The following is a 22336-nucleotide window of genomic DNA, read 5'->3' on the forward strand; positions in this document are numbered from 1 at the left end:
AACATTGTTAACTAACTTTTTAATCATATACCATTCAATTTATTAGGAGGACTAAAACATGAATTATCAAATTCCAGAAATTGACCTGAAAGCTTTATTCCTTGGACATAAAGGGGAAAACGTGGATATTTTCAAAGAAGTGCTGCTTAAAATGGTGGACGAGCATGTTGGCTGGCGTCAAAATTACCAGCCGCAGGATCTGCCAGTAATTACTCCATTTGATAAGAGCTCAAAAAGCTTTCAGGATACTACAGACCATATGCGTAGTGTTTTCAATGAATTATCCTCCAAGCTTCGTTCAGAGTCACTGCCATGGCATACTGCTGGCCGCTTCTGGGGCCATATGAACTCCGAAACTCTGATGCCAGCTATTATTGCTTACTCCACAGCTATGCTCTGGAACGGCAACAACGTGGCATATGAATCCTCTCCGGGAACATCGCAAATGGAAGAGGAAGTCGGACACCAGCTGTGCAAAATGATGAGTTACAAAGCAGGCGAGAGCTGGGGCCACATTTGTGCCGACGGTTCGATCGCAAACTTTGAGGGACTCTGGTATGCCCGTAACATGAAATCTTTGCCGCTTGCTATTAAAGAAGTAGCGCCTGAATATGTTGAAGGCAAATCCGAGTGGGAACTTCTTAATATGTCCACAGATGAAATTCTTGATATTATGGACAAGCTTCCTGAAAAGATGGATGAAATTAAAGCGAAATCCGCTCGCAGCGGCCGTCATCTTACGAAATTGGGCAAATGGCTCATTCCGCAAACGAAACACTATTCCTGGCTGAAAGCTGGCGACATTCTGGGCGTTGGTCTGGATGCTGTTGAAGCAATCGATGTAGATAGCACTTATCACATGGATATCGAGAAGCTGGAAATTAGAATTCGTGAGCTTGCAGCGCAAAATATTCCAATTCTTGGCGTAGTAGGTGTTGTTGGTAGTACGGAAGAAGGTCAAATCGACCATATCCACAAAATGGTTGCTTTGCGCGAGAAATTGATGAAGGAAGGCATTTACTTCTATATTCACGTCGATGCAGCTTACGGCGGTTATGCTCGCGCTATCTTCCTGGATGAAAATGACAACTTCATTGACTACGACAAAATTGACGAAGTGTATGCAAGAAACAATGTCTTTAAGGATATGAAGCTGAAAGACGAATGGCTTACTGATGATGTATATAATGCATTCAAAGCCATGAGCCAAGTTGAATCGGTCACGATTGACCCGCACAAAATGGGATACATTCCTTATTCTGCTGGTGCCATTGCGATCAAAGATATCAGAATGCGCGACGCGATCTCATACTTCGCAACTTATGTATTTGAAAAAGGTGCAGACATTCCTGCATTGCTTGGCGCTTATATCATGGAAGGTTCCAAAGCAGGCGCTACTGCAGCTGCTGTATGGACTGCTCACAAAGTATTGCCGCTTAACATCACTGGTTACGGCAAACTGATGGGAGCTAGCATCGAGGGTGCATTCCGCTTCTACAACTTCCTGAAAAACAAGAAATTCCATGTGAATGGCAAAGTCATTACCGCATATCCATTGACCAGACCAGACTTCAACATGGTTGACTATGTCTTCAATGAAGAAGGAAACACGGATCTGGAGAAAATGAACAAACTTAACCATGACTTCTTCGACTATTCATCTTATGTAAAAGGCGACTTGTACAGCAATGAATTCTTTACTTCTCACACGGATTTTGCTGTTCCGGACTATGGCAACAGCCCGCTGGAATATGTACAAAGCCTTGGTTTCGCTAAAGGAGAATGGGATCGTGTCGAAAAAGTAACCATCTTGCGTGCTTGTGCCCTGTCTCCATATGCTCATGATCCAGAAGTATTTGAAGATTATGCTGCCAAAATCGAGAAAGCTATGCAAGAAAATCTCGAGAAAGTCTATACGTATGAGAATGTTATGCAAGATAATCTCGACAAGATCTTAACGTATCAAATGAACTAATAACAACATCACAAAATGGGATGCGTAACAGTATGCTGTTACGCATTCCTACTTATTCCCAAGGAGTGTCGAAAATTGCAAAATACTGCGATTAAAAAGGTGTTAACCGTTGCTGGATCCGATTCAAGCGGTGGAGCCGGATTGCAAGCAGATCTTAAGACTTTTCAGGAATATGGAACATTTGGGTTTACTGCAATAACTTCCATTGTAACGATGGACCCAGACCAGGGCTGGAATCATGCCGTTCATCCGGTAAATTCCGAGCTGGTTAGACAACAATTGAAAACAGTTCTATCCGGCGGTCCACTGGATGCAATGAAGACCGGCATGCTGGGATCAACGGAAATCATTGAAATTTTGAGCGAAACGATCGATGAACACGATATTCACAATGTTGTTATCGATCCTGTTATGGTGTGCAAAGGGGAAGATGAAGTGCTCCAACCTGAAAATGGACAAGCCATTCGTGAGCTTCTTCTGCCTCGGGCTACCATTGTAACGCCAAATTTATTTGAAGCAGGGCAATTGGCGGGAATGCGATGCCTAAGCACTGTAGAAGAAATGAAAGAAGCTGCCCGGATCATACATGAACTTGGTGCGAAACATGTAGTTATTAAAGGCGGGAAGTCAGTTAAAGGTGATAAAGCTATTGATCTGCTATTCAATGGTAGTGAGTTTACTCTCTTCGAAAATGTCAAACTGGAGACCAGTCATAACCATGGAGCAGGTTGTACTTTTGCCGCTGCGATTACAGCCGGACTTGCAAAAGGAATGCCTGTAAGAGATGCCGTTGCAAAAGCGAAGTTGTTTGCTACCGAAGGGATTAAAAACGGATTTGCTTTTAACTCTTTTGTAGGGCCTGTATGGCACGGTGCATACAATAAGGCCGAACAACGCATGAACTCGTAACAGCATGTTTTGACCTATTACAGATAAGGAGTTCAGCTTATGAAAAAAGAAGAGGTAACGTTAAAAGAAAGCCTATTTCTTTTAGTTGTGCTACTAGCAATTATCGGAGTTTGTATTATTGCATTGGGTATGGATCCTCAAATCCCCATTCTAATCTCCCTTGGGGCCATTATTATCTTCGCTAAAATCAAGGGCTTTTCCTGGGATCGTGTTCACAATGGCATACAAAATGGTATTACCCCTGGATTAATACCGATCCTAATATTTATGCTAATTGGCGCTCTGGTCAGCGTTTGGATTGCGGCTGGAACCATTCCAACCATCATGGTGTATGGATTTGGAATATTGTCCGCAAAATTCTTTTTACCTTCCGTATTTATTATTTGCGCTCTTGTAGGGGTCACTGTAGGCAGTTCCTTCACAACGATCTCTACTGTCGGCATTGCTTTTTTCGGCATGGGACAGATCATGGGATACAGTCCAGCTATTACAACAGGCGCCATCATTTCCGGTGCGTTTCTGGGAAACAATATCTCTCCGTTGTCAGACACAACCAATTTGGCATCAGCCATAGCTGAGGTCGATTTATTTGAACACATCCGCTACATCTTGCGGGTCGTTATTCCAGCCTCTTTAATTTCGCTTCTGTTTTTTATGGTGGTGGGACATTCCAAGGTCTTGTCGTCAGGAGAAGAGATCAATGAGCTGGTGAATACATTGAATTCTTCCTTCACCATTTCTGCAGTGACACTAATTCCGGTGCTTGTGCTTTTCCTATGTGCTTGGCGAAAAGTTCCCGCTATACCGACCTTGTTGTCATGCATTGCTTGTACGATCATCATTCTCTTTATTTATCATCCTCAAACCAGTTTCCTCGATATATCCAAGCTGATGCAAGACGGTTATGTGTCCAGCACTGGCGTGGAAAGTGTGGACAAGCTACTCTCTCGCGGCGGTATTCAAAGCATGATGTGGTCTGTATCTCTAATACTGCTCGCACTGGCGCTAGGCGGATTGCTTGTAGAATTGAAAATCATCAGTACTTTAATTTCTCGAATTTCCGATTTTGTTAGTACCAAAGGCAAACTCATACTTATGACAGCTATCAGTTCAATGGGAATTAACATTCTTCTCGGGGAACAATATTTGTCCATAATTTTACCCGGTGAAGCGTTTAAGCCTCAATTTGATGAGATCCATCTTCCTCGCAAAGAAATGTCGAGGATTTTGGCTAATGCAGGTGCTGCCTTTAATGCTCTTATTCCTTGGGGTGTCAGCGGTGTGTTTATAACCGGAACCTTGGGGGTTTCCACACTTGAGTATTTGCCATTTGCAATCTTTTGTATTATTGCCCCGGCCCTTAACATTTTGTACGGATTTATGAGATCGAACAAGGCTTCGCAAGCAAGTTGAAACTTCATATCCGACACAGAAATAACTTGTAAAATGCTAGCTACTTTTCTGTGTCGGATTAATTTAGTTTTACAATGCAAGTGGTATACTATAAAATAGTATGCCTAAGAAGAAAAAATACATAAGAAAACTCTTCATGCAACAAAATGCAGTCATCACTGAAGGAGGTTAACATATGTTGGTTGAAGAACTTCAAGGAAAAGCGTTGGATGATTTTTTTCAGGGCATTTTATCACTGGAAACAATGGAAGAGTGCTATGCTTTCTTTGATGATCTGTGTACAGTTAATGAAATTAAAACTTTGATGCAACGATTCCAAGTAGCAAAAATGTTATATAATCACAAAACATATTGTGAAATTGAGGAGGAAGCCAACGCCAGCACAGCTACCATCTCACGCGTAAAACGTTCGTTACATCATGGAAATCACAGTTATGAGGCTATTTTTAAACGCATGCAAGATCAAGCAGGTGCTGAATCAGAATAATTGCCCTAGTAAGCGCAGAAGGGTTATTCCAACTTAATGCACTCTTCTTTCGAGTGACCAACTCTTGTCTCTTTATGAGAATATAATCCCTATGAGATACAGGATTATGTTTTGGTTACTATAAAGGGAAAGTGCATTTTTATATGCCTACAAGCTGTCTTTCGACCCACATTGGCGTGGAAGGAAAGACAGCTTTATTTTTGTGAATTGTGTTTTCAGTCTCCCCTGAAGGGGAATTCTCCGCCTTGAATACGAATGATGAAGTTCTGGTAGTGAACGGCTGCATGTTGTCTTATAAAGTCAAAATCGTTCGTCTATGAGTCAAAATATGACATGCAACAGAGATGCATTTCAATGTATTTTCAAGGGGATGTCAGTCATCAGCAGTAGAGGAGGAACCAGACTTGAAAGCGTATACAAATAAAGTATCGTTATTACTGGTCGTCTGTATGACGTTCCAAATGGTTTTATCGTTTCAACCAGGGGGGATAAACAGGGTGGAAGCAAGCATTTCTGGAATGAACCTGGTGCCTAACGGGGATTTCGAGGCAGTATTCTATCCTGGTGATGTCGGCTGGATCGATCGCAAGCAAGCTCAGGGCTGGGGAGTTTGGCAGGCTAGCGGGTCGGGAAAGGTATCTGTTAATGAAGCAGTTTATACTTCAAGCACCAAGGCAGTACAAGTGGAGCATGACGTTTCTTCGCGGACAGGCCTTTCCGGGAATGTACGAATAAGCACTGGCACAACCTTTAAGCTCAGCGCCCAGATTAAAACAGACAACGTTGTTTCAAGCGGCGGCGCTTTTGTCAGAACGCAGTACTACAAGAGCATCAATGGGGTAGACGGGGCAACATCCAACGTCAAATTGGGTGACGGCCCTGTACTCGCCAAGTTAACCGGAACCAATGATTGGACATTACGGGAAGCGATATTCACTATCCCGGCAGGCACGAAATATGTAAGGGTAGAGCCTTTTTTCGATACGGGTACGGGAACAGCCTGGTTTGACGACATCAGTATTCACGAATGGAACGGCATCAACGGACTGAGACTCGAACCCACGGCCGTCACTTTGAGTAAAGGGCAAACATTTACTTTTACTCCGGTCTTTTCACCTGCAGGTGCATCTGAGGAATTAATATGGTCTTCATCCAATCCAGAGACGGTTTCAGTATACGACGACGGTACGGTTATAGCCCATGAAATTGGGAGCGTTACGATTACTGCAGCCACAAGTGATGGCTTGATTCGGGGACAATCAGCCGTTATGGTCGAATCAGCTGCCATGCAAGAGGCGTATGATGTGTTAAGACAGAAGTGGCGCTACAAATTGCTGGGCGGAGATCAAATGGATTTGAATGATCCTGATATTGCCGCTTATATTACTTCACTCAATGAACGGATCTCCAACGCCTCAGGCACGGGGATATGGGATCTCATGAATAAAGCGTCAAATCCCGACTATTTGTGGGCGGAACTTGGGAAAAAAAACAATACCAACTCCGCCAATATGACCAAAGGGTTTACGAATATCAGTGATATGGCGGTTGCCTATTCAACCAAGGGTGCCGCTTTGTACGGGAATGCGCAGCTGCGCGACGATATTATAAGTGCGCTGGAATGGATGTATACGAACCAGTACAACGAAGGAAGATCCATGCCTTCAGGAGCAAACTGGTGGGATTGGGAAATCGGCACTCCCCAGGTCCTGATGAATATTGTTGTTTTGATGTACAACGAGTTGAGTCAAACACAGATTGATAATTACATAAAAGTTATGGACAGATATGTTCCGGATCCAACTAAAAGAGTACAGAACGGAAGCGTTACAGAAACCGGAGCCAACCTGTTGGACAAAGCCCTGGCTGTTGTTCTCCGCGGAGTCGTAGGAAAAAACAGCTCGAAAATCGAACAAGCCAGAAATTCCATGGCTAGAGAATTTCTTTATGTTCAAAGCGGGGATGGCATATATGAGGACGGATCGTTAATCCAGCATACCAATATTGTTTATACGGGGGCATATGGAACGGTGCTCGTGGGACGAATTGCCGATCTTTTGTACCTTTTTACCTCATCGCCATGGGAAGTTACGGATCCGAATGTAAATAACGTGTATAAATGGGTCGAGGATTCGTTTGAACCCCTAGTTTACAAGGGAGCCATGATGGACGCTGTAAAAGGGCGTAGTATTTCCCGGGAGAAGGACTCGGATCATTTAACGGGCAGAGCCGTTATCCGAACGTTGGCGCGGCTAGCCGGCGGTGCGCCAGCTGAGCAATCTGCAACAATAAAAAGCATGATTAAAGAATGGGTTCAGTCAGATACTACGTTCCCGAACTATTATGAGGGGATGCCTATTTATGAAATGAACCTGATTAAAGGCATTATAAATGATTCCTCTGTCTTGCCGAGAGGGGAGTTAATCAAGCATCAGAACTTTGCTGCTATGGACAGGGTTGTCCATCTGCGTCCCGGTTACGGGTTCGTGATCAGTATGTTCTCCGATCGTATCTCCGCTTTTGAATTCGGCAACGATGAGAACATCAAAGGCTGGTATACAGGAATGGGTATGACCAATCTGTATAATGAAGATTTGAAACAATTCAGTAACCAGTATTGGCCGACTGTAAACATGCATCGCCTGGCGGGAACGACAACGGACGGATACTTCCCGGCTCCGAAGGCATGGGCGTCATACTATAACCCAAAAACCTGGGTTGGCGGCTCGTCTATAGATAATCTGTATGGTTCGGCAGGAATGGACTTTTCTCTGGAATTGAGCACAGGGAGCAAACTGCGGGGCAAAAAATCCTGGTTTATGTTTGATGATGAAATCGTCGCGCTAGGCTCAGGCATCACAAGTCCTGAAGCCCGTGTCGTGGAAACGATCGTGGAAAACCGCCAAGTGTCAGAATCGGGCGAAAATGCTTTAACTGTAAATGGCGTGCTACAACCCGTGAATCTTGGCTGGAACGAAACGATGAAGGATGTACAATGGGCTCATCTTGCCGGACATGTTACCGGCTCGGATATCGGTTATTATTTCCCGGGCAGTCCTGAGCTTCGGGGGTTAAGAGAAGCAAGGAAAGGGGCATGGAAGGACATCAATACAGGCGGTTCGGCAGATCCGATCACCAAAAATTATGTCAGTCTATCCTTCGATCATGGGAAGATGCCGCAGGATGCATCGTATTCCTATGTGCTGTTGCCAAACAAAGATGCGGCGGCAACGGAACAATACAGTCAAAACCCGGATATTGAAGTGATCAGCCAGAACAATCAGGTTCACGCTGTTAAGGAGAGCAAGCTCGGGTGGTATGGCTTTAACTTCTGGGAAGCAGCCACTTCCGCCTTTGTACGCACTTACAGTCCGGCTTCTGTTCAGGTGCATGAACAGGGCGACCAGCTGACGGTAGCGGTTGCGGATCCTACCCAAAAGCAAAGCAGGATTGTCGTAGAACTTCTGGATAAAGTTGATGTACAGGAGCTGGAAAAAGATTCTGCTGTTCGTGTGATCGAGACTTCACCTTATCTGAAGTTGGAAATTGACACGACAGGTGCCCGAGGAAAAAGCCATGTGGCAACCTTTCGGATCGTCCCGCCTGCTGCCGGAATTCAGCTTGATAAACAGGCTATTACGTTGAATGTGGGGGACTCCGTAAGTCTTACAGCAGCAACCGTTCCGTCTAATGCGGCCAGTCTTGACCTTAACTGGAGCGTGGACTCCGGCGATATTGTCAAATTGGAGCAAGACGGAAAAACTACAGTGGTAACTGGGCTTAAAGCGGGGACAGCAACCATTACCGTTGCATCCGTTAATGGAGCGTTTACCGCAACTTGCGTGGTAACTGTGAAGGAGAAGAGTACAGGCAATCCACCAGATGGAGGGAACACCGGAAGTCCACCAGATGAAGGGAATACCGGAAATTCATCAGGTGAAGATATTACAACAGGCAGTTCTTCGAATGGAGGCAGCACGGACAAGCCATCGAAGGGGGAACAGGGGAGCAAGCGAGCGGAGGGCTCCGAAAGCCATGCCGGTGGAGATACGGGCCAACCTACTTCGAAACCAGGTTCGAGCGATAAAAACATCGTAATATCAGACATGAAAGGACACTGGGCAGAAGACAAGATTAAGGTTGCCATGGAACAAGGTCTCGTCACCGGTTACCCAGATGGTACTTTTAAGCCTGATAAACCTGTCACACGCGCAGAATTTGTTGTATTGCTGGCAAGAGGATTAGGTTTAGAGGGGGAATCGGGAATTTCCTTTGCCGATGAACGGCTTATTCCGAACTGGGCGAAATCTTATGTGGCTGCAGGAATCTCATATGGCTTTATTTCCGGTTATGCTGACAACACTTTCCGTGCCTCCAAATCAATGACCAGAACAGAACTGGCAATGATGGCCATGAAGGCGCTTCAACTAAAAGAAAGCTCGCCGGATTTCTTAACTTTTGCTGATGTTGATGACATACCAGGCTGGGCTAAGGGCTTTATTGCCTCCGCTGTAAAAGCAGGTATTATCGAAGGGCGTAATAAAAATCGGTTTGTACCGGATGTACAAGCCACCCGTGCCGAGGCTGTCGTCATAATGGCGCGGATCCTTGAGCAAAAATCAAAATAACGAAAGTCAAAATAATGCACATCAAGGCAAAAATCCCCCCTATTAGAATCTGACAGCTCTCCTTATCATGTATCGTAAGAAGACTGATCCGAAGGGGGTAAAGATTTCATGTGGAACAAGGCGATAGAAGATGCAGTAGATAAAATCCGGACCAACATCAATCGATTTGGTACAAGGTTTCCTCACGTAAGTGAGGACGGATCTTATCTGATGAATGATAACGACGATTGGACGAACGGATTTTGGAGCGGCATGCTGTGGCTGTGCTATGAATATACAGGGGACGAGGAATTCCGCCTGGCGGCATCCCGGACGGTGGAAGACTTTCGCCGTCGTTTTGAGAAAAAAACGGTGCTTGATCACCATGATATCGGATTCTTATATTCATTGTCCTCTAAAGCACAGTGGATTGTTGACAAGGATGAGAACGGCCGTCAGTTGACGTTGCAGGCCGCTGATCATCTGCTGAAACGCTGGCGTCCGGAAGGGGGCTACATCCAGGCATGGGGGCCGGAGGGAGATGAGAAGGAAGGCGGGCGTATTATTATCGACTGCCTGATGAATCTGCCGCTCCTGTTCTGGGCGGGTCAACAGACCGGCGATCCCGAATACTATCAGGTTGCGGCCATGCAGGCCGAAAAATCGAGACGTTATCTCGTGCGTGGAGATGACAGTTCCTATCATACATTCTTCTTCGATCCGAAAACCGGCGAGCCGATTGGAGGCGCTACACACCAAGGATATACGAATGGATCGACCTGGACACGCGGACAGGCTTGGGGGGTTTACGGTTTTGCGCTAGCTTACCGCTATACCCAGAATCCTTTATATTTGGATACGTCCAAACGGATGGCAAGGTATTTTCTAGAGCGTTTGCCTGAAGATTACGTAGCTTACTGGGATTTTAATGCTCCGGTAACTGACGGAACGAGCCGTGACAGTTCTGCCTCTGCCATTGTCGCTGCCGGACTGCAGGAATTGATCGGACATATGGATAAGGATGATCAGGAGCGGACCTATTTTGAGCAGGGGGTCATGAAGTCGATGACTTCACTGGTGCAAAATTATTCCACGATCAGCGAAAACGCTGAAGGTTTGCTTAAACACGGCTCTTACCATGTCCGCGGAGGATTGTCCCCTGATGATTACATGATCTGGGGGGATTATTTCTATCTCGAAGCCTTGATTCGGCTGGAGAATGGCGGAAGAGGGTACTGGTATGAACGCTGAAGGCATTCAAGCAGCTCCTTATGCCGTCTTTACGCTCCTTGACCTGACAGAGCCAGGCTTGGCATCGGTTAGGAAGGCAGTCTGCCAAAACCGATACGAAGAAGCGCTGATTGAGCTGCATCAGCATTTCATCCAACGCGGAACACCCGGCTGGGCGCTAGAGGAGGAGGAGAAGGGTCAGATCGCCGACTATGTGAAGCATAACTGCGGAAGCGACCTGGAAACAGTGATGAAGACGGCGGATGAGGTCGTGCGGCAAACGTTTCTTTTCCGTTTTCCATGGGATATGGAACGGAGCCGCATCCCGGTTACATTTGAGGGGGAGATCGATTGGGGTTTTATTCCCGATCACGATGTTGAATGGGCTTACATGCTGAATCGTCACCGCTATTGGCAGGCTTTGGGTCAGGCATTCGCGCTGACAGGAGACGAAAAGTATGCGGCAGCCCTTTGCCGCCAGCTTGAAGACTGGATTAACCGAAATCCTGTCCCTGACAGACCTGTGAACGATAACCTAACATGGCGCACGATTGAGGCGGGGCTTCGCTGTGCTAACTGGATCAAGGCGCTTCGTTATGTAAAAGACAGTCCGCTGCTGACTCCGCTGCTCCTTGCCAAAGTGTTGATATCCTTACATGAACATGGCCATTACTTAGCCTCATCGTTTACTAGCTGGAAGAAAATCAGCAACTGGGGGGTTCTGGAAACTTGCGGCCTGTACCATGTGGCGATGTTCATTCCCGAATTCTCTCATGCTGATGACTGGAAGCGTTTGTGTGAGCAAAGACTCAAGGAGACAGCACGGATACAGATTATGGCGGACGGTATCCATTGGGAACAGTCGCCAACTTACCATCACGAGGTTCTGGCTTGTTATCTCGATTGTATTTACGCGGCACGTATAAATGGGATTGAGCTTGATGATGACTTTAGACGCACGGTTCATCAAATGGCTACCGCCTCCCTTTATTGGGCGAAGCCAAATCACAGGCAGCCTCTGCTTGGCGACAGTGACGACAGCGATATCCGTTCTCTTCTCACCTACGCAGCCTGGTTGTTTCAGGATAGCATACTGCGTTTTGGCGGACATCAGCGGATGGACTACGACAATGCCTGGCTGTTCGGGGGGGAGGGGATACGGAACTACGACCGGTTGCGTGCGGAGTTGCCGGCTAACCTCTCTTATCCCTTTGCACATTCCGGCCATTATGTGATGCGTACGGGCTGGGAACCGCGGGACTTGTACCTGTATTTTCACTGCGGTCCTCTCGGGGGCGGTCACGGGCATGCCGATCTCTTACATTTTGATCTGCATGCCTATGGCAGGGATTTGCTAACCGATCTCGGCAGATACAATTACAGCGATCACACTCCGCTCAGAAAAAAGTTAAAAGAGAGTGCTTCTCATAATACGACCATAGTTGACGGTATCGGATTCACCGAGATTGTAAGCACCTGGGACTTCGGCCGGATCGCGAAGCCTTCGGGATGCCGATGGATCAGCAAGCCTGGCTATGACTATGTTGAAGGTGGTCATGACGGTTACCTTCATTTGGACGACCCGGTGTACCCGCTCAGGAGAATAATCTTTATCAAACCGTATTACTGGCTGTTGGTCGACAGCTTTACTTGCAAGGAATCGCATACCTTCACCCAGCGGTTTCATTTTGCTCCGGGAGAAGTCGAGCTGGATGTAGACTCGCTCATTTGCCGCACGTTAAACGGACGGGAGGCCAATCTTTGCATTATTCCGGTTGACCGTGAAGGGTTAGAGGGTCGCATTAACGAAGGGGTTATTTCCCGCGAATACAATCTGATAGAGCCCAATCAATATGCGGTGTACTCCCGGACCGGAAAAGGAACCATATCAATGATGCAGGTGCTGTACCCGCAGCGGCCCGGGGAGACGGCTTGTCCCGTGGTTGAGAAGGTACCGGTTTTCCGCCATACGGGCGAACAGGTGGACGATGCTCAGGCGACAGCGTGCAAAATTGTTATACCGGGAACGGACGAGGAGCACACTCTCGTGATCAGCCACAAAGTGCCTTCCGGCCATTTTGATTCCTATATAGTGGATGGCATTCAAATCTTTGGCGAAGTCGTTCTGATAGCCGGCACAAAATGCAAAAAAGAAGTTGATGTCATTATTTAATATTGGACGACGGGCTGATAGAATAAAAGAAAAGATGAAAGCAAGAGAAAGGCGCGGGAGAACATGTTCAAGTTTACTTACTACAAGAGAATCCAGTTGTCATTTCTTTTGCTTATTTTTATCCCGTTGATTGCGGTTTCGGTCATCTCCTTTGTCCTGATCAGAGGTACGATGGTGGAGAAGTTGCAGCTCAGTAACGATAACTTTTTGAATGTCATGATAGATGAACTGAACAAAACCGTTGATGATGTGACATTTGCCTCTCATTTTATTGTAAACGATACCAATGTTCGTTCTAACCTGAAGGCTTTTGCGGAGACAAAGCGGCTTGAAAATTACCAGGATTACATGTTTTTTACGCATTTGCAAAATGTGTTTTCCCTGATTAACTCCAAGCCGCTGAACAATAACATCAGCATGTACTTGGTCAACCGGCAGAATTTTGTGATTTCTTCCGGCATTGAGGATCTGACTGTAATCAAAAATAACATGGACAAACTGATGAAACGTGTTAATCTTCATGAACCTGAAAGGCTGCAATGGCTAGGCATGGCTGACAGCGGATCTGGCAAAAACAGCAGCTACTATATTGCCAGAGTGATCTATGACAGCCGCGAGAATCAGCATGTGGCGGTGCTGCTTATCTCCATTTCCGACAAGTATTTCACCAAACTGCTCGAACCGGTCGAATTCGGCAAGGTTGCGCTTTTTGATTCCGCTGGCGGATTTATCGCTGGCAATACAGAGCTTGCCCCGCATAACGCGGATGCAAATGGAAGCGTTCGCACAGCCAGAACCATCGCGAAATCCAGCTGGCGGATTGTTTATGAAGCCTCGGAGAAAGAATGGTCTGGCCAAATCTCACGAACCTTTTACAGTGGTATTGTAGCGGTACTTTTGCTGTTTATCGTTTTCTCCGCTACCTCTATCTTGATTGCCAAAAGATTGCATAGTCCGATTCTCAAGCTGCAGCGGGTTGTACGCCAATTCGGAATGGGTAATCTGGACGTGAGGCTGGAGGTAAAGGGGAAGGATGATATCGCCGAGCTTGGACAGACGCTGAATACGATGCTGGATCAACTGCAGAGGCTGATTCACGATATCGAGCAGGAGCAGGAACAGAAGCGGGTGATGGAGTTGGAAGCCCTGTTTATGCAGATTCGCCCTCATTTTTTGATCAATACGTTGAATTCGATTAAATGCAGCCTTATTCTATCTAAAGATACGCTGCACAGCGGAATTATCGATTCTCTAATGAGTCTGCTCCGGGCTTATCTCAAGGTCAATGAACCGGCTACCCTGCGGGAAGAGTGCAAGCTGCTCGGTCACTACGTCGATATTATGAAAATCCGAAATGAAATCCCGCTGGAACTGGATATCGATCTGGCTCCAGGAACCGAAGAACTCATCGTTCCCAAACTTATTTTACAGCCGCTCGTAGAGAATGCTATCGTCCACGGTCTGGTTGATCATCCGAGGCCCCGTATTTCCGTTCGTTCACGAACTATTCCTGAAGGTATTGTGATAGAGATTTCTGACAATGGCTGCGGGGCGGACGAAGAGATTCTGGATGGTCTGAACTGTAGGCTGCTACATAACCATGATGAACAGGATGGATTTTATACAAGAGTAGGGTTAATTAACGTGGCTCAAAGACTGAGGCTGACCTACGGGCAGGAAGCCGGTCTATCTCTGCATAATCTTCAGCAGGGCGGGGTCTCCGTATCTCTGTATTTGCCTCCGGGTAGCAACCATCATGTTTTTCCGTCAGAGGAGGGCAATTATGATGTTTAGAGTGATGCTCATTGACGATGATGTCCCTATGCTTAAAGTGCTGCGGCAAATGATTGACTGGGAAGCCCATCATTTGCAAATTGTCGGCAGTACCTATTCGAGCGCTAAGGCGCTGCATATGTTTGAAGAAGTGCAGCCTGACATCGTCATTACAGACATCGGTCTGCCGCAAACAAATGGCATCGAGCTGGCTGATCGATTTATCAGCATGAAACCGGAAATAAGGGTAATCTTTCTGACATGTCATGAGGATTTCCAATATGCACAGCAGGCGGTCAAGCTGAAGGCCGACGACTATTTGATCAAGGACCAGCTTACGGCAGAGCAATTAGTACAAAGTTTAGGCAAATCGGTAAGATTGCTGAAATCAAGGGTCGGGTTGATTAACCGCGAGACCGCGCGCTGCAACAGCATTCTTTTCCGGAAGGATCTGCTGCAAAGAGTGATTGACGGAGCCCCGTCCGAGACAACGGTGGCCTATGCGGAACAAATCGGCATCTCCTGGACCTATCCGTGGTTTATGTTGGGGATTGTCAGCATTCATTTTTCCAGCTTCGACAACCGTTACAAGCAGAGTGAATATCCGCTGATCTTATATGCCATCTACAACATTGCCTTGGAACTGTCCGAATCGAGCGAAGGGATAACCCCTTTTCTTGAGCAGGAGAATATTGTAATTATGTATAATTTCCGGGTTAATCTTGCGCAGAACGCCAATCTGCATCTTCATAATTATTTGCAACAGCTGCGTTTTAAGTGCTCCCATTTCCTTAAGATTCAACCGAGTGTTATTAAGGTTACGGACAAAGTGGAGCTAGACACCATCGGCCCGGTATTTCAAAAAATGGTTCAGGACAAGTGCGAGTTTTACGAGAATACCGATTATATTGATTCTGATACGTTGCATATTACATCGCAAATGTTTCAACCTGCTCCGAAGGGGTTTCTGGATGGCTATGTTTCGGAATTGGAACGGGCAGTCATCCGAGATGATTTGGAAGGCATCAGCGGAATTCTGCAGGAAATTGCCAGGATTGCTAGAGAGATGTCTATCATTCCGGACGACTTTGTCCGGGAGTTGTCTTCTATGCTCCGCGGCATTGAGCTGATTTTTTCCAGTCTGAAATTCGATGAGGATCTGTTCGCCTATCTCGCTCTGACAAGGACGCTAGAGGATACGATGGAGCTGGTGGAAAGAAAATTTATGCTAGCCATGAAAAGCCGGCATAAGGGAGCGGTAATCACGGTACAGGAGCCCAAGCTTCAGGTCATCCAGCAATATATCGACCAGCACCTTGCCGATAATATTACCTCAATCGATATGGCGCGTTATCTGTTTCTGAATCCGAGCTACTTTTCACGCTATTTCAAGCGGATGGCCGGCCTGACTTTTACGGACTATGTGCACCAGTATAAGATGAAGGTAGCTACGAACATGCTGAAAATGTCTAACCAGAATTTAGAATCACTTGCGGTTGGACTCGGCTATTCGGATAGAACGTATTTCTCCAAAGTGTTTAAAAAATATGTGGGATCTACGCCAAGCGAGTACAAGGCCAGACATTTGGCACGCAAATGATTCTCTCCAGATAAAAACAATCCAATATTTGCAGGGGGTGTCCCAAAAGATCTTTAGATCTGGCGGGATACCCCTTTGTTCTGTTAGGAGACGATCCACGGATGAATCGTTCCTCCCATCGCTGTTGTCCCCAAATTTCTTGGAATGGTTTTAAGCATGTCAACCACCGGTTCCTCGCTATTATACACATACGAATAAAGGTCAAAATCGTGCACGTTGCTGGTCATAATCTCTCCTTCATGCCGCGGGAGGATGAATTATTATAATGACATATTTAATTTGCCGAGGTGATACAACGTGGAGAGTATAAAACAATCTGTACCAAAGAGTCAGCGTGAACCGCGAAAATTTTGGACTCCGCAGAAGAAAGAAGCTTTGACCGGGTGGCTGTTTCTGGCCCCGGAGATTATCGGGATGCTATTTCTTAACGTGTTTGCGCTTGGATTTTCTCTGTATTTGAGTTTTTCCGATTGGGACCTTCTGTCAGGCGTTGAAGGCATCAAGTTTACAGGGTTGGATAACTATATCCAAATGTTTCAGGATCCTACCATTATTCAGGCACTGAAGAACAATGTGATTTATATGATTCTGACGGTTCCCATTCCGATCGCGATTGCTCTGGTACTGGCGACATTGATTCATAACAGTGTGTTTTTTAAAGATTATTTCAAAGTCGCGTTTTTTATCCCCTATATTTCTTCCATCATCGCGATTGCTGCGGTATGGAGTGCTTTATTTCACCCGTCCCTGGGACCGATTAACCAGTTTCTGATGGATTTAGGGCTGTCCAATCCTCCTAAATGGCTGGTAGATCCAAAAACATCGCTTCTGTCGATTGCAATTATCAGTTCATGGGCCGCTCTGGGCTACACTATCATTATCTATATGGCTGGTCTGACGAATATTTCGAATGAAATTTACGAAGCAGCTGAAATTGATGGCGCCGGCGTGATGAAAAAGTTTTTCGCCATCACGGTACCGATGCTTCGTCCGACGACTTTCTTCCTCCTTATCACCATGCTGATCGGCTCGTTTAAAGTGTTTGACGTCATTGCCTTTTTGACCGAAGGCGGACCGAACAATTCTTCAACCGTGCTCGTATTCCGGATTTATGAGGAAGGATTCAAATATTACAATATGGGCTACGCTTCGGCCATCTCCTGGCTGCTGTTCGCCATTATCGGCGTGATTACCGCAGTCACCTGGAAATTTAGAAATGAAGAATAGGAGGGGGACATAAAGATGCAATGGATTAGAAAAAACATGTCCAAATTGATCACAACCGGTTTTATGGGAGCGTTGTCTATCGTTTTCCTGATTCCGCTGATCTGGATGATTTCAGCAGCCTTCAAATACGAGAAAGATGTTATGCGTTTTCCGATTCAATGGATACCCGAGAAGATTAATGTGGCGTATAATTTCAAGATGGTCTGGATGGGAAGGGTTCCTTTTACCGATTTTTACTTCAATTCATTTAAAATAGCCATTATTACGACCTGCATCACGTTGCTCGTTTCGTCCATGGCGGCGTACTCGCTGACCAAGATTAAATTTAAAGGCCGTGATCTGGTGTTTGTGGCCCTTTTATCCTTTATGATCATTCCCGATCAGGCCACGCTGATCCCGCGCTTTCTGTTGGTTCGCTGGTTCGGCCTCTATAATACACATGCCGCAATCATATTCATGAGCATGTTCTCGATTTACTTCACGTTCCTGCTGCGGCAGTTTATGATAGGGATCAGCGATGAATATATGGAAGCATCCAAAATCGATGGTGCGGGTCATTTGCGGATATTCTCGTCCATCATGGTTCCACTATGCAAACCGGTGCTGGCTACGGTAGCCATCATTAAATTCATCTGGACATGGAACGATTATCAGAATCCGCTCATCTTCCTGTTGGACAAGGATCTGTACACCATTCCACTCGGCATGACGTTGTTCCGGGACGATTACACGAACAACTATGCGATTATGATGACAGCGGCGGTGTCGGCGATTATACCGCTTGTGATCGTGTTTATCGCTTTGCAAAAACAGGTAATTAACGGGATTGCCCTGGGCGGCGTGAAGGGTTGATCATACTTTCTTTTGAAAAAGTCAAAAAAGTAATCATACAATATCAAAATTTTGCACTTGCCCAGTCGAGCGGCTGCCTATAATGAACAGTGAATACAGCACTACACCTAAATATTAAGTGCAGGGGGAAGTAAAATGAAACAAAAGGTCAAGCAAAGATTGTCTGTAATACTCGGAATGATTCTGGCCGTCTCCTTGGTGCTCACCGGCTGTGGAAAGTCCGGAGGTTCATCGTCGAATGACAGCTCCGGGGCAAATGAAGGCAGCGCCGAGACCGGAAAGCAAGTCACCGTCAAGTATTATAACTGGGATAACGAAGCTCAGTCGGTAGGCACCGATGCCATGCTGCAGGAATTTATGGATCAAAATCCAGATATCAAGGTAGAGCATGTAGTACTTGTTCCCGGCGATTCTGTGGAAATGATGAAAAAACTCGATTTTCTCATTTCTTCCGGTGAAGCGATCGATGTTGTACAAATACCAAGCTTGGGATCTGTACTTGAACGGGCGACCCGGGGAGCGCTGGCACCACTTAATGAATTCTATGAAAAGGAAAATATCGTCCCTGAGGACGAATATTTCGTTAACCCAAAGATTGAAAACAATTATTACGGTATGCAGTATACAAAGAGTTTCAACTACGTGATGCTCAACAAGGATGCTCTTGACGAAGTGGGATTAGAAGTTCCAAAGTTCGGATGGACATGGGATGACTACCGGGAATATGCCAAGAAGCTGAATAAAGGTGAAGGCATTGACAAACGTTACGGTACGTACTTCCATACTTGGGAGCTTTATTCAAATGCTCCGGCGCAAACGATGATGAAAGATCCATTCCTGTATGATGACGGAACAACGATTCTGTCCGATCCAACCTACAAATACTTCTACCAGCTTCGCAAGGGTATGGAGTCGGAGGACAAATCAGCTAAACCTTTCTCGGATGTTCTCGCTGCAAAGCTGAACTATCGAACCGAATTTTTCAATGAGGAAGCAGCTATGATTCTGACAGGTAACTGGACAATCGCTGACCCGGGCAATACCGAGCAGTATCCACACGATTTCAAAACAGCTTTCGCTCCGGTACCGGTGCCTCCGAAAGGATCGGAACCTAAAGATTACGAAGGCAAATATTTCACTAGTGGTGGCCAGTTGGTAATGGGCGCTAACTCTGAAAACAAGGAAGCATCCTTCAAGCTTATGAGATTTATGACAACAGCAGATTCGGACAATAGACCAGAATTCTCGGGTTATAAAAAAGCCAATAACGAAGCTCTGTTAACAAAGCTGGTTGCTGGCAATGAAGATATGTATGATATGGATTCTCTTAAATACACACTGTTTGACGATGCAATCCAATATCTTGATGCTGCACAGGTCATGACCACGGCCTCATCGGAATTGACCAAAGTGATCGAGGACGGCTTCAGCAGATATATGCTGAATAATGAATCGATCGATGATGTACAGAAATGGATGGTTGATGAGGCAACAAAAGTCATCAATAAAAAAGGTGTAATCAAATAAGCAGGATAGTCACTCTATCCTGGTTACGCAACGGGCTTTGAGATTTATCTTAAAGTGTCGGGGAACGAGGAGAAACACAATCGTCTGCCTATGAAGAGCTGTCTCTATGGATCGTACCGGCCACGAGAGACAGCTCTTTTTATTCTATCTAATGGACGAATTTTATAGAACAGAACGATTTGAACAGCGGAAAAATGATTGATTATTAGGAGTAGGACGATGACAAACGAAACTTGCAAGCTGATAGAAAAACAACCTGCCCGTGTCTGGACGGAAGCCTTTCCGCTTGGTAATGGAAGACTAGGCGCGATGGTTTTTGGAGATGTATCAGCCGAACGAATCGGGCTAAATGAAGATTCGGTCTGGTACGGCGGACCGAGAGGGTGCGATAATCCAGCAGCTCCTGGGACGGTGGAGGAACTCAGAAAGCTGATTCGTGAAGGTGAACCCCAGGAAGCGGAGAGAATGGCGCTTCTGCATCTCACGAATACACCGCAGTATTTTGGTCCATATCAACCGCTAGGAGACTTGAGGCTTCAGTTCGATTATCGACTGTGGGACAGTTCGGATTATCGGCGGGAATTAAATCTGAGGAATGGTGTTGCATCGGTAACGTATAAGATTGGGGAAGTTCAGTATAACCGGGAAATATTCTCCAGCGCCGTAAATCATGTGCTTGTGGTCCGGTTAACAGCATCAGAACCGAGATCGATCTCCTTAACTGCACGCTTAAGCAGGCGGCCGTTTGAAGGAGAGATAAAGCATGACCATGATCGTTTGCTGACGATGGAAGGAAGCTGTGGAGCGGATGGCATTAAATATGCGACGGTTCTGACCTCTTGTATCACGGGGGGCGAGTGCCGGACGGTTGGCAATTATATGGATATTCGCGGGGCGGATACCGTTACTTTGATTCTCGCGGCTCAAACCTCATTCCGTTGCAATGATCCCCGGATGGAAGCCATCAGGCAGGCCGAGTCCGCTGCTTCCCTTTCATATGAACAATTGAGAGAAGCTCATATTAAGGATCACAGAGCCTTATTTGACCGGGTCTCGCTGGATCTTTCACCTCAGGAAACCGTGAGCGAAACGAACAGGGATAAGTCCACCACGGAGCGTCTTCAGCTTTATCGACAAGGTGGTGCGGACCCATTATTGGAAGCGTTGTTCTACCAATTCGGGCGCTATTTGCTGATGGCAAGCTCAAGACCCGGCAGCCTGCCGGCCAATCTTCAGGGTATTTGGAATGAAAGCTTTACACCACCTTGGGAGAGCGACTACCATCTGAATATTAACCTGCAGATGAACTACTGGATTGCGGAGACGGGCAATTTGCCTGAATGTCATGAACCGTTGTTCGATTTCATTGACCGGCTGGCTGCAAACGGGCGGCACACTGCTGCAGCTTTGTATAGTGCAAGAGGATTCACGGCCCATTCTTCATCCAACCTATGGGCGGAGAGTGGATTGTTTGGAGCCTGGACGCCTGCGATTTTTTGGCCTACAGGCGGGGCTTGGCTGGCGCTGCATCTATGGGAGCATTACCGATATAACCGCTCAGAGGACTTTTTACGTGATCGGGCCTATCCGGTGCTGAAGGAAGCCTCGCTATTCTTCCTTGATTTTCTGACCTATGATAAGAGCGGTTTTCTTGTCACTTCACCATCGCTTTCTCCAGAAAACAGCTACGTAACGGATACAGGACAGGTAGGGGTCTTATGTTCCGGTCCCTCTATGGATTCACAGATTGTGTACGCCCTTTTCACTGCTTGCATCGAAGCAGCCGAATACCTTGAAGTGGATAGCATGCTCACCAAGGAGTGGAGAAGCGTAAGGTCCAAGCTTTCCCCTCCTCGGGTTGGCCGGCACGGTCAGATCATGGAATGGTCCGTCGACTATGAAGAGGCGGAACCGGGGCACCGCCATATCTCTCATTTGTTTGCACTTCACCCCGGGGAGCAAATCATTCCCCATAGGATGCCCGAACTGGCGGAGGCCGCCCAAAGAACATTGGAGCGGCGTTTAAAAAACGGCGGTGGACATACCGGCTGGAGCCAAGCATGGATTTCCAACTTCTGGGCGAGGCTCGGCAATGGAGACAAAGCTTATGACAGTCTTCGCGAGCTACTGGTAAAAGCAGTCCATCCGAATTTATTCGGTGATCATCCACCTTTCCAGATTGACGCTAATTTCGGAGGAGCGGCTGCGATACAGGAGATGCTGATTCAATCCCATGGCGGAGAAATACGTTTGCTGCCAACCCTACCTTCTTCGTGGCCCTCTGGTTCAGTCAGGGGGCTTCGGGCCAGGGGAGGATTTACCGTTAATATTGATTGGAGAGACGGCATGTTAGAGCTGGCAGAGATTTGCGCCGCTAAAACAGGAGAATGTACGTTATATAGCATGGAGCCTCTTTTGATCTCTGATTCGGATCGGCATTCCGTTCCAGTGACAAAAGCGGGCTATCTGTATACGTTTTCTTTACGCCAGGGAGAAATGATCTGGATTTCCTTGGAGCAACGAAAGCTGTCCAACTCCGATGATCAGAAAAATCGCCAGTAAT

At 46.4% G+C, this 22336-nt stretch carries 14 protein-coding genes; 13 read left to right on the forward strand and 1 reads right to left on the reverse strand.

What is annotated here, in order from left to right; all coding sequences use genetic code 11:
• The first annotated feature begins 58 nt into the window (after positions 1 to 58).
• The 9 genes from tdc (at position 59) to MNQ98_RS03770 (ending at position 16167) form a co-directional block, all read left to right on the forward strand.
• Entirely contained in the window at positions 59 to 1975 is a 1917-nt protein-coding gene (tdc, locus tag MNQ98_RS03730) for a tyrosine decarboxylase (RefSeq protein ID WP_241931973.1), read from the forward strand.
• A 75-nt stretch (positions 1976 to 2050) separates the two neighbouring features.
• On the forward strand, positions 2051 to 2884 hold the full coding sequence (gene pdxK / locus MNQ98_RS03735) for a pyridoxine/pyridoxal/pyridoxamine kinase (protein WP_241931974.1): 834 nt from the start codon (positions 2051 to 2053) through the stop codon (positions 2882 to 2884).
• A gap of 39 nt (positions 2885 to 2923) precedes the next feature.
• Positions 2924 to 4297: a Na+/H+ antiporter NhaC gene (nhaC, locus tag MNQ98_RS03740; RefSeq protein WP_241931975.1), complete on the forward strand. Its 1374-nt coding sequence runs from the start codon at positions 2924 to 2926 to the stop codon at positions 4295 to 4297.
• 175 nt (positions 4298 to 4472) lie between these two features.
• Positions 4473 to 4784: a YerC/YecD family TrpR-related protein gene (locus MNQ98_RS03745; RefSeq protein WP_241931976.1), complete on the forward strand. Its 312-nt coding sequence runs from the start codon at positions 4473 to 4475 to the stop codon at positions 4782 to 4784.
• 404 nt (positions 4785 to 5188) lie between these two features.
• The gene (locus MNQ98_RS03750; RefSeq protein WP_241931977.1) at positions 5189 to 9412 is read left to right on the forward strand and encodes a polysaccharide lyase family 8 super-sandwich domain-containing protein; all 4224 of its coding nucleotides are present in this window, start codon (positions 5189 to 5191) and stop codon (positions 9410 to 9412) included.
• 108 nt (positions 9413 to 9520) lie between these two features.
• Positions 9521 to 10642: a glycoside hydrolase family 88 protein gene (locus tag MNQ98_RS03755; RefSeq protein WP_241931978.1), complete on the forward strand. Its 1122-nt coding sequence runs from the start codon at positions 9521 to 9523 to the stop codon at positions 10640 to 10642.
• On the forward strand, positions 10632 to 12794 hold the full coding sequence (locus MNQ98_RS03760; RefSeq protein ID WP_241931979.1) for an alginate lyase family protein: 2163 nt from the start codon (positions 10632 to 10634) through the stop codon (positions 12792 to 12794). The genes MNQ98_RS03755 and MNQ98_RS03760 overlap by 11 nt, the downstream gene beginning before the upstream one ends.
• Positions 12795 to 12857: 63 nt before the next feature.
• Positions 12858 to 14588: a sensor histidine kinase gene (locus tag MNQ98_RS03765; protein ID WP_241931980.1), complete on the forward strand. Its 1731-nt coding sequence runs from the start codon at positions 12858 to 12860 to the stop codon at positions 14586 to 14588.
• Entirely contained in the window at positions 14578 to 16167 is a 1590-nt protein-coding gene (locus MNQ98_RS03770; RefSeq protein ID WP_241931981.1) for a response regulator transcription factor, read from the forward strand. Before MNQ98_RS03765 ends, MNQ98_RS03770 begins: the two co-directional genes overlap by 11 nt.
• Before the next feature lie 83 nt (positions 16168 to 16250).
• Here the strand turns inward: MNQ98_RS03770 and MNQ98_RS03775 are convergent, their stop codons facing one another.
• The gene (locus tag MNQ98_RS03775; protein ID WP_241931982.1) at positions 16251 to 16394 is read right to left on the reverse strand and encodes a hypothetical protein; all 144 of its coding nucleotides are present in this window, start codon (positions 16392 to 16394) and stop codon (positions 16251 to 16253) included.
• A 70-nt stretch (positions 16395 to 16464) separates the two neighbouring features.
• Between MNQ98_RS03775 and MNQ98_RS03780 the strand changes: the two genes are divergently transcribed.
• The 4 genes from MNQ98_RS03780 to MNQ98_RS03795 all read left to right on the forward strand — a co-directional run bounded on the left by MNQ98_RS03780 (position 16465) and on the right by MNQ98_RS03795 (position 22335).
• Entirely contained in the window at positions 16465 to 17394 is a 930-nt protein-coding gene (locus MNQ98_RS03780; RefSeq protein ID WP_241931983.1) for a carbohydrate ABC transporter permease, read from the forward strand.
• 15 nt (positions 17395 to 17409) lie between these two features.
• Positions 17410 to 18246, forward strand: a complete 837-nt coding sequence (locus tag MNQ98_RS03785; protein WP_208915895.1) for a carbohydrate ABC transporter permease — start codon at positions 17410 to 17412, stop codon at positions 18244 to 18246.
• Between the two features lie 135 nt (positions 18247 to 18381).
• Positions 18382 to 19773, forward strand: coding sequence for an ABC transporter substrate-binding protein (locus tag MNQ98_RS03790; RefSeq protein ID WP_241931984.1), 1392 nt, complete (start codon positions 18382 to 18384; stop codon positions 19771 to 19773).
• Positions 19774 to 19992: 219 nt separating this feature from the next.
• Positions 19993 to 22335, forward strand: a complete 2343-nt coding sequence (locus MNQ98_RS03795) for a glycoside hydrolase family 95 protein (protein ID WP_241931985.1) — start codon at positions 19993 to 19995, stop codon at positions 22333 to 22335.
• The last annotated feature ends 1 nt before the right edge of the window (position 22336 follow it).

Source organism: Paenibacillus sp. N3/727, from assembly GCF_022637315.1.
In the GTDB taxonomy this organism is placed as follows: domain Bacteria; phylum Bacillota; class Bacilli; order Paenibacillales; family Paenibacillaceae; genus Paenibacillus_AQ; species Paenibacillus_AQ uliginis.

Bases quoted from the DNA above. Each gene is read 5' to 3' on its own strand.
- tdc (WP_241931973.1), top strand. From the start codon at position 59: ATGAATTATCAAATTCCAGAAATTGACCTGAAAGCTTTATTCCTTGGA.
- nhaC (WP_241931975.1), top strand. From the start codon at position 2,924: ATGAAAAAAGAAGAGGTAACGTTAAAAGAAAGCCTATTTCTTTTAGTT.
- MNQ98_RS03745 (WP_241931976.1), top strand. From the start codon at position 4,473: ATGTTGGTTGAAGAACTTCAAGGAAAAGCGTTGGATGATTTTTTTCAG.
- MNQ98_RS03755 (WP_241931978.1), top strand. From the start codon at position 9,521: ATGTGGAACAAGGCGATAGAAGATGCAGTAGATAAAATCCGGACCAAC.
- MNQ98_RS03760 (WP_241931979.1), top strand. From the start codon at position 10,632: ATGAACGCTGAAGGCATTCAAGCAGCTCCTTATGCCGTCTTTACGCTC.
- MNQ98_RS03765 (WP_241931980.1), top strand. From the start codon at position 12,858: ATGTTCAAGTTTACTTACTACAAGAGAATCCAGTTGTCATTTCTTTTG.
- MNQ98_RS03770 (WP_241931981.1), top strand. From the start codon at position 14,578: ATGATGTTTAGAGTGATGCTCATTGACGATGATGTCCCTATGCTTAAA.
- MNQ98_RS03775 (WP_241931982.1), bottom strand. From the start codon at position 16,394: ATGACCAGCAACGTGCACGATTTTGACCTTTATTCGTATGTGTATAAT.
- MNQ98_RS03785 (WP_208915895.1), top strand. From the start codon at position 17,410: ATGCAATGGATTAGAAAAAACATGTCCAAATTGATCACAACCGGTTTT.
- MNQ98_RS03790 (WP_241931984.1), top strand. From the start codon at position 18,382: ATGAAACAAAAGGTCAAGCAAAGATTGTCTGTAATACTCGGAATGATT.
- MNQ98_RS03795 (WP_241931985.1), top strand. From the start codon at position 19,993: ATGACAAACGAAACTTGCAAGCTGATAGAAAAACAACCTGCCCGTGTC.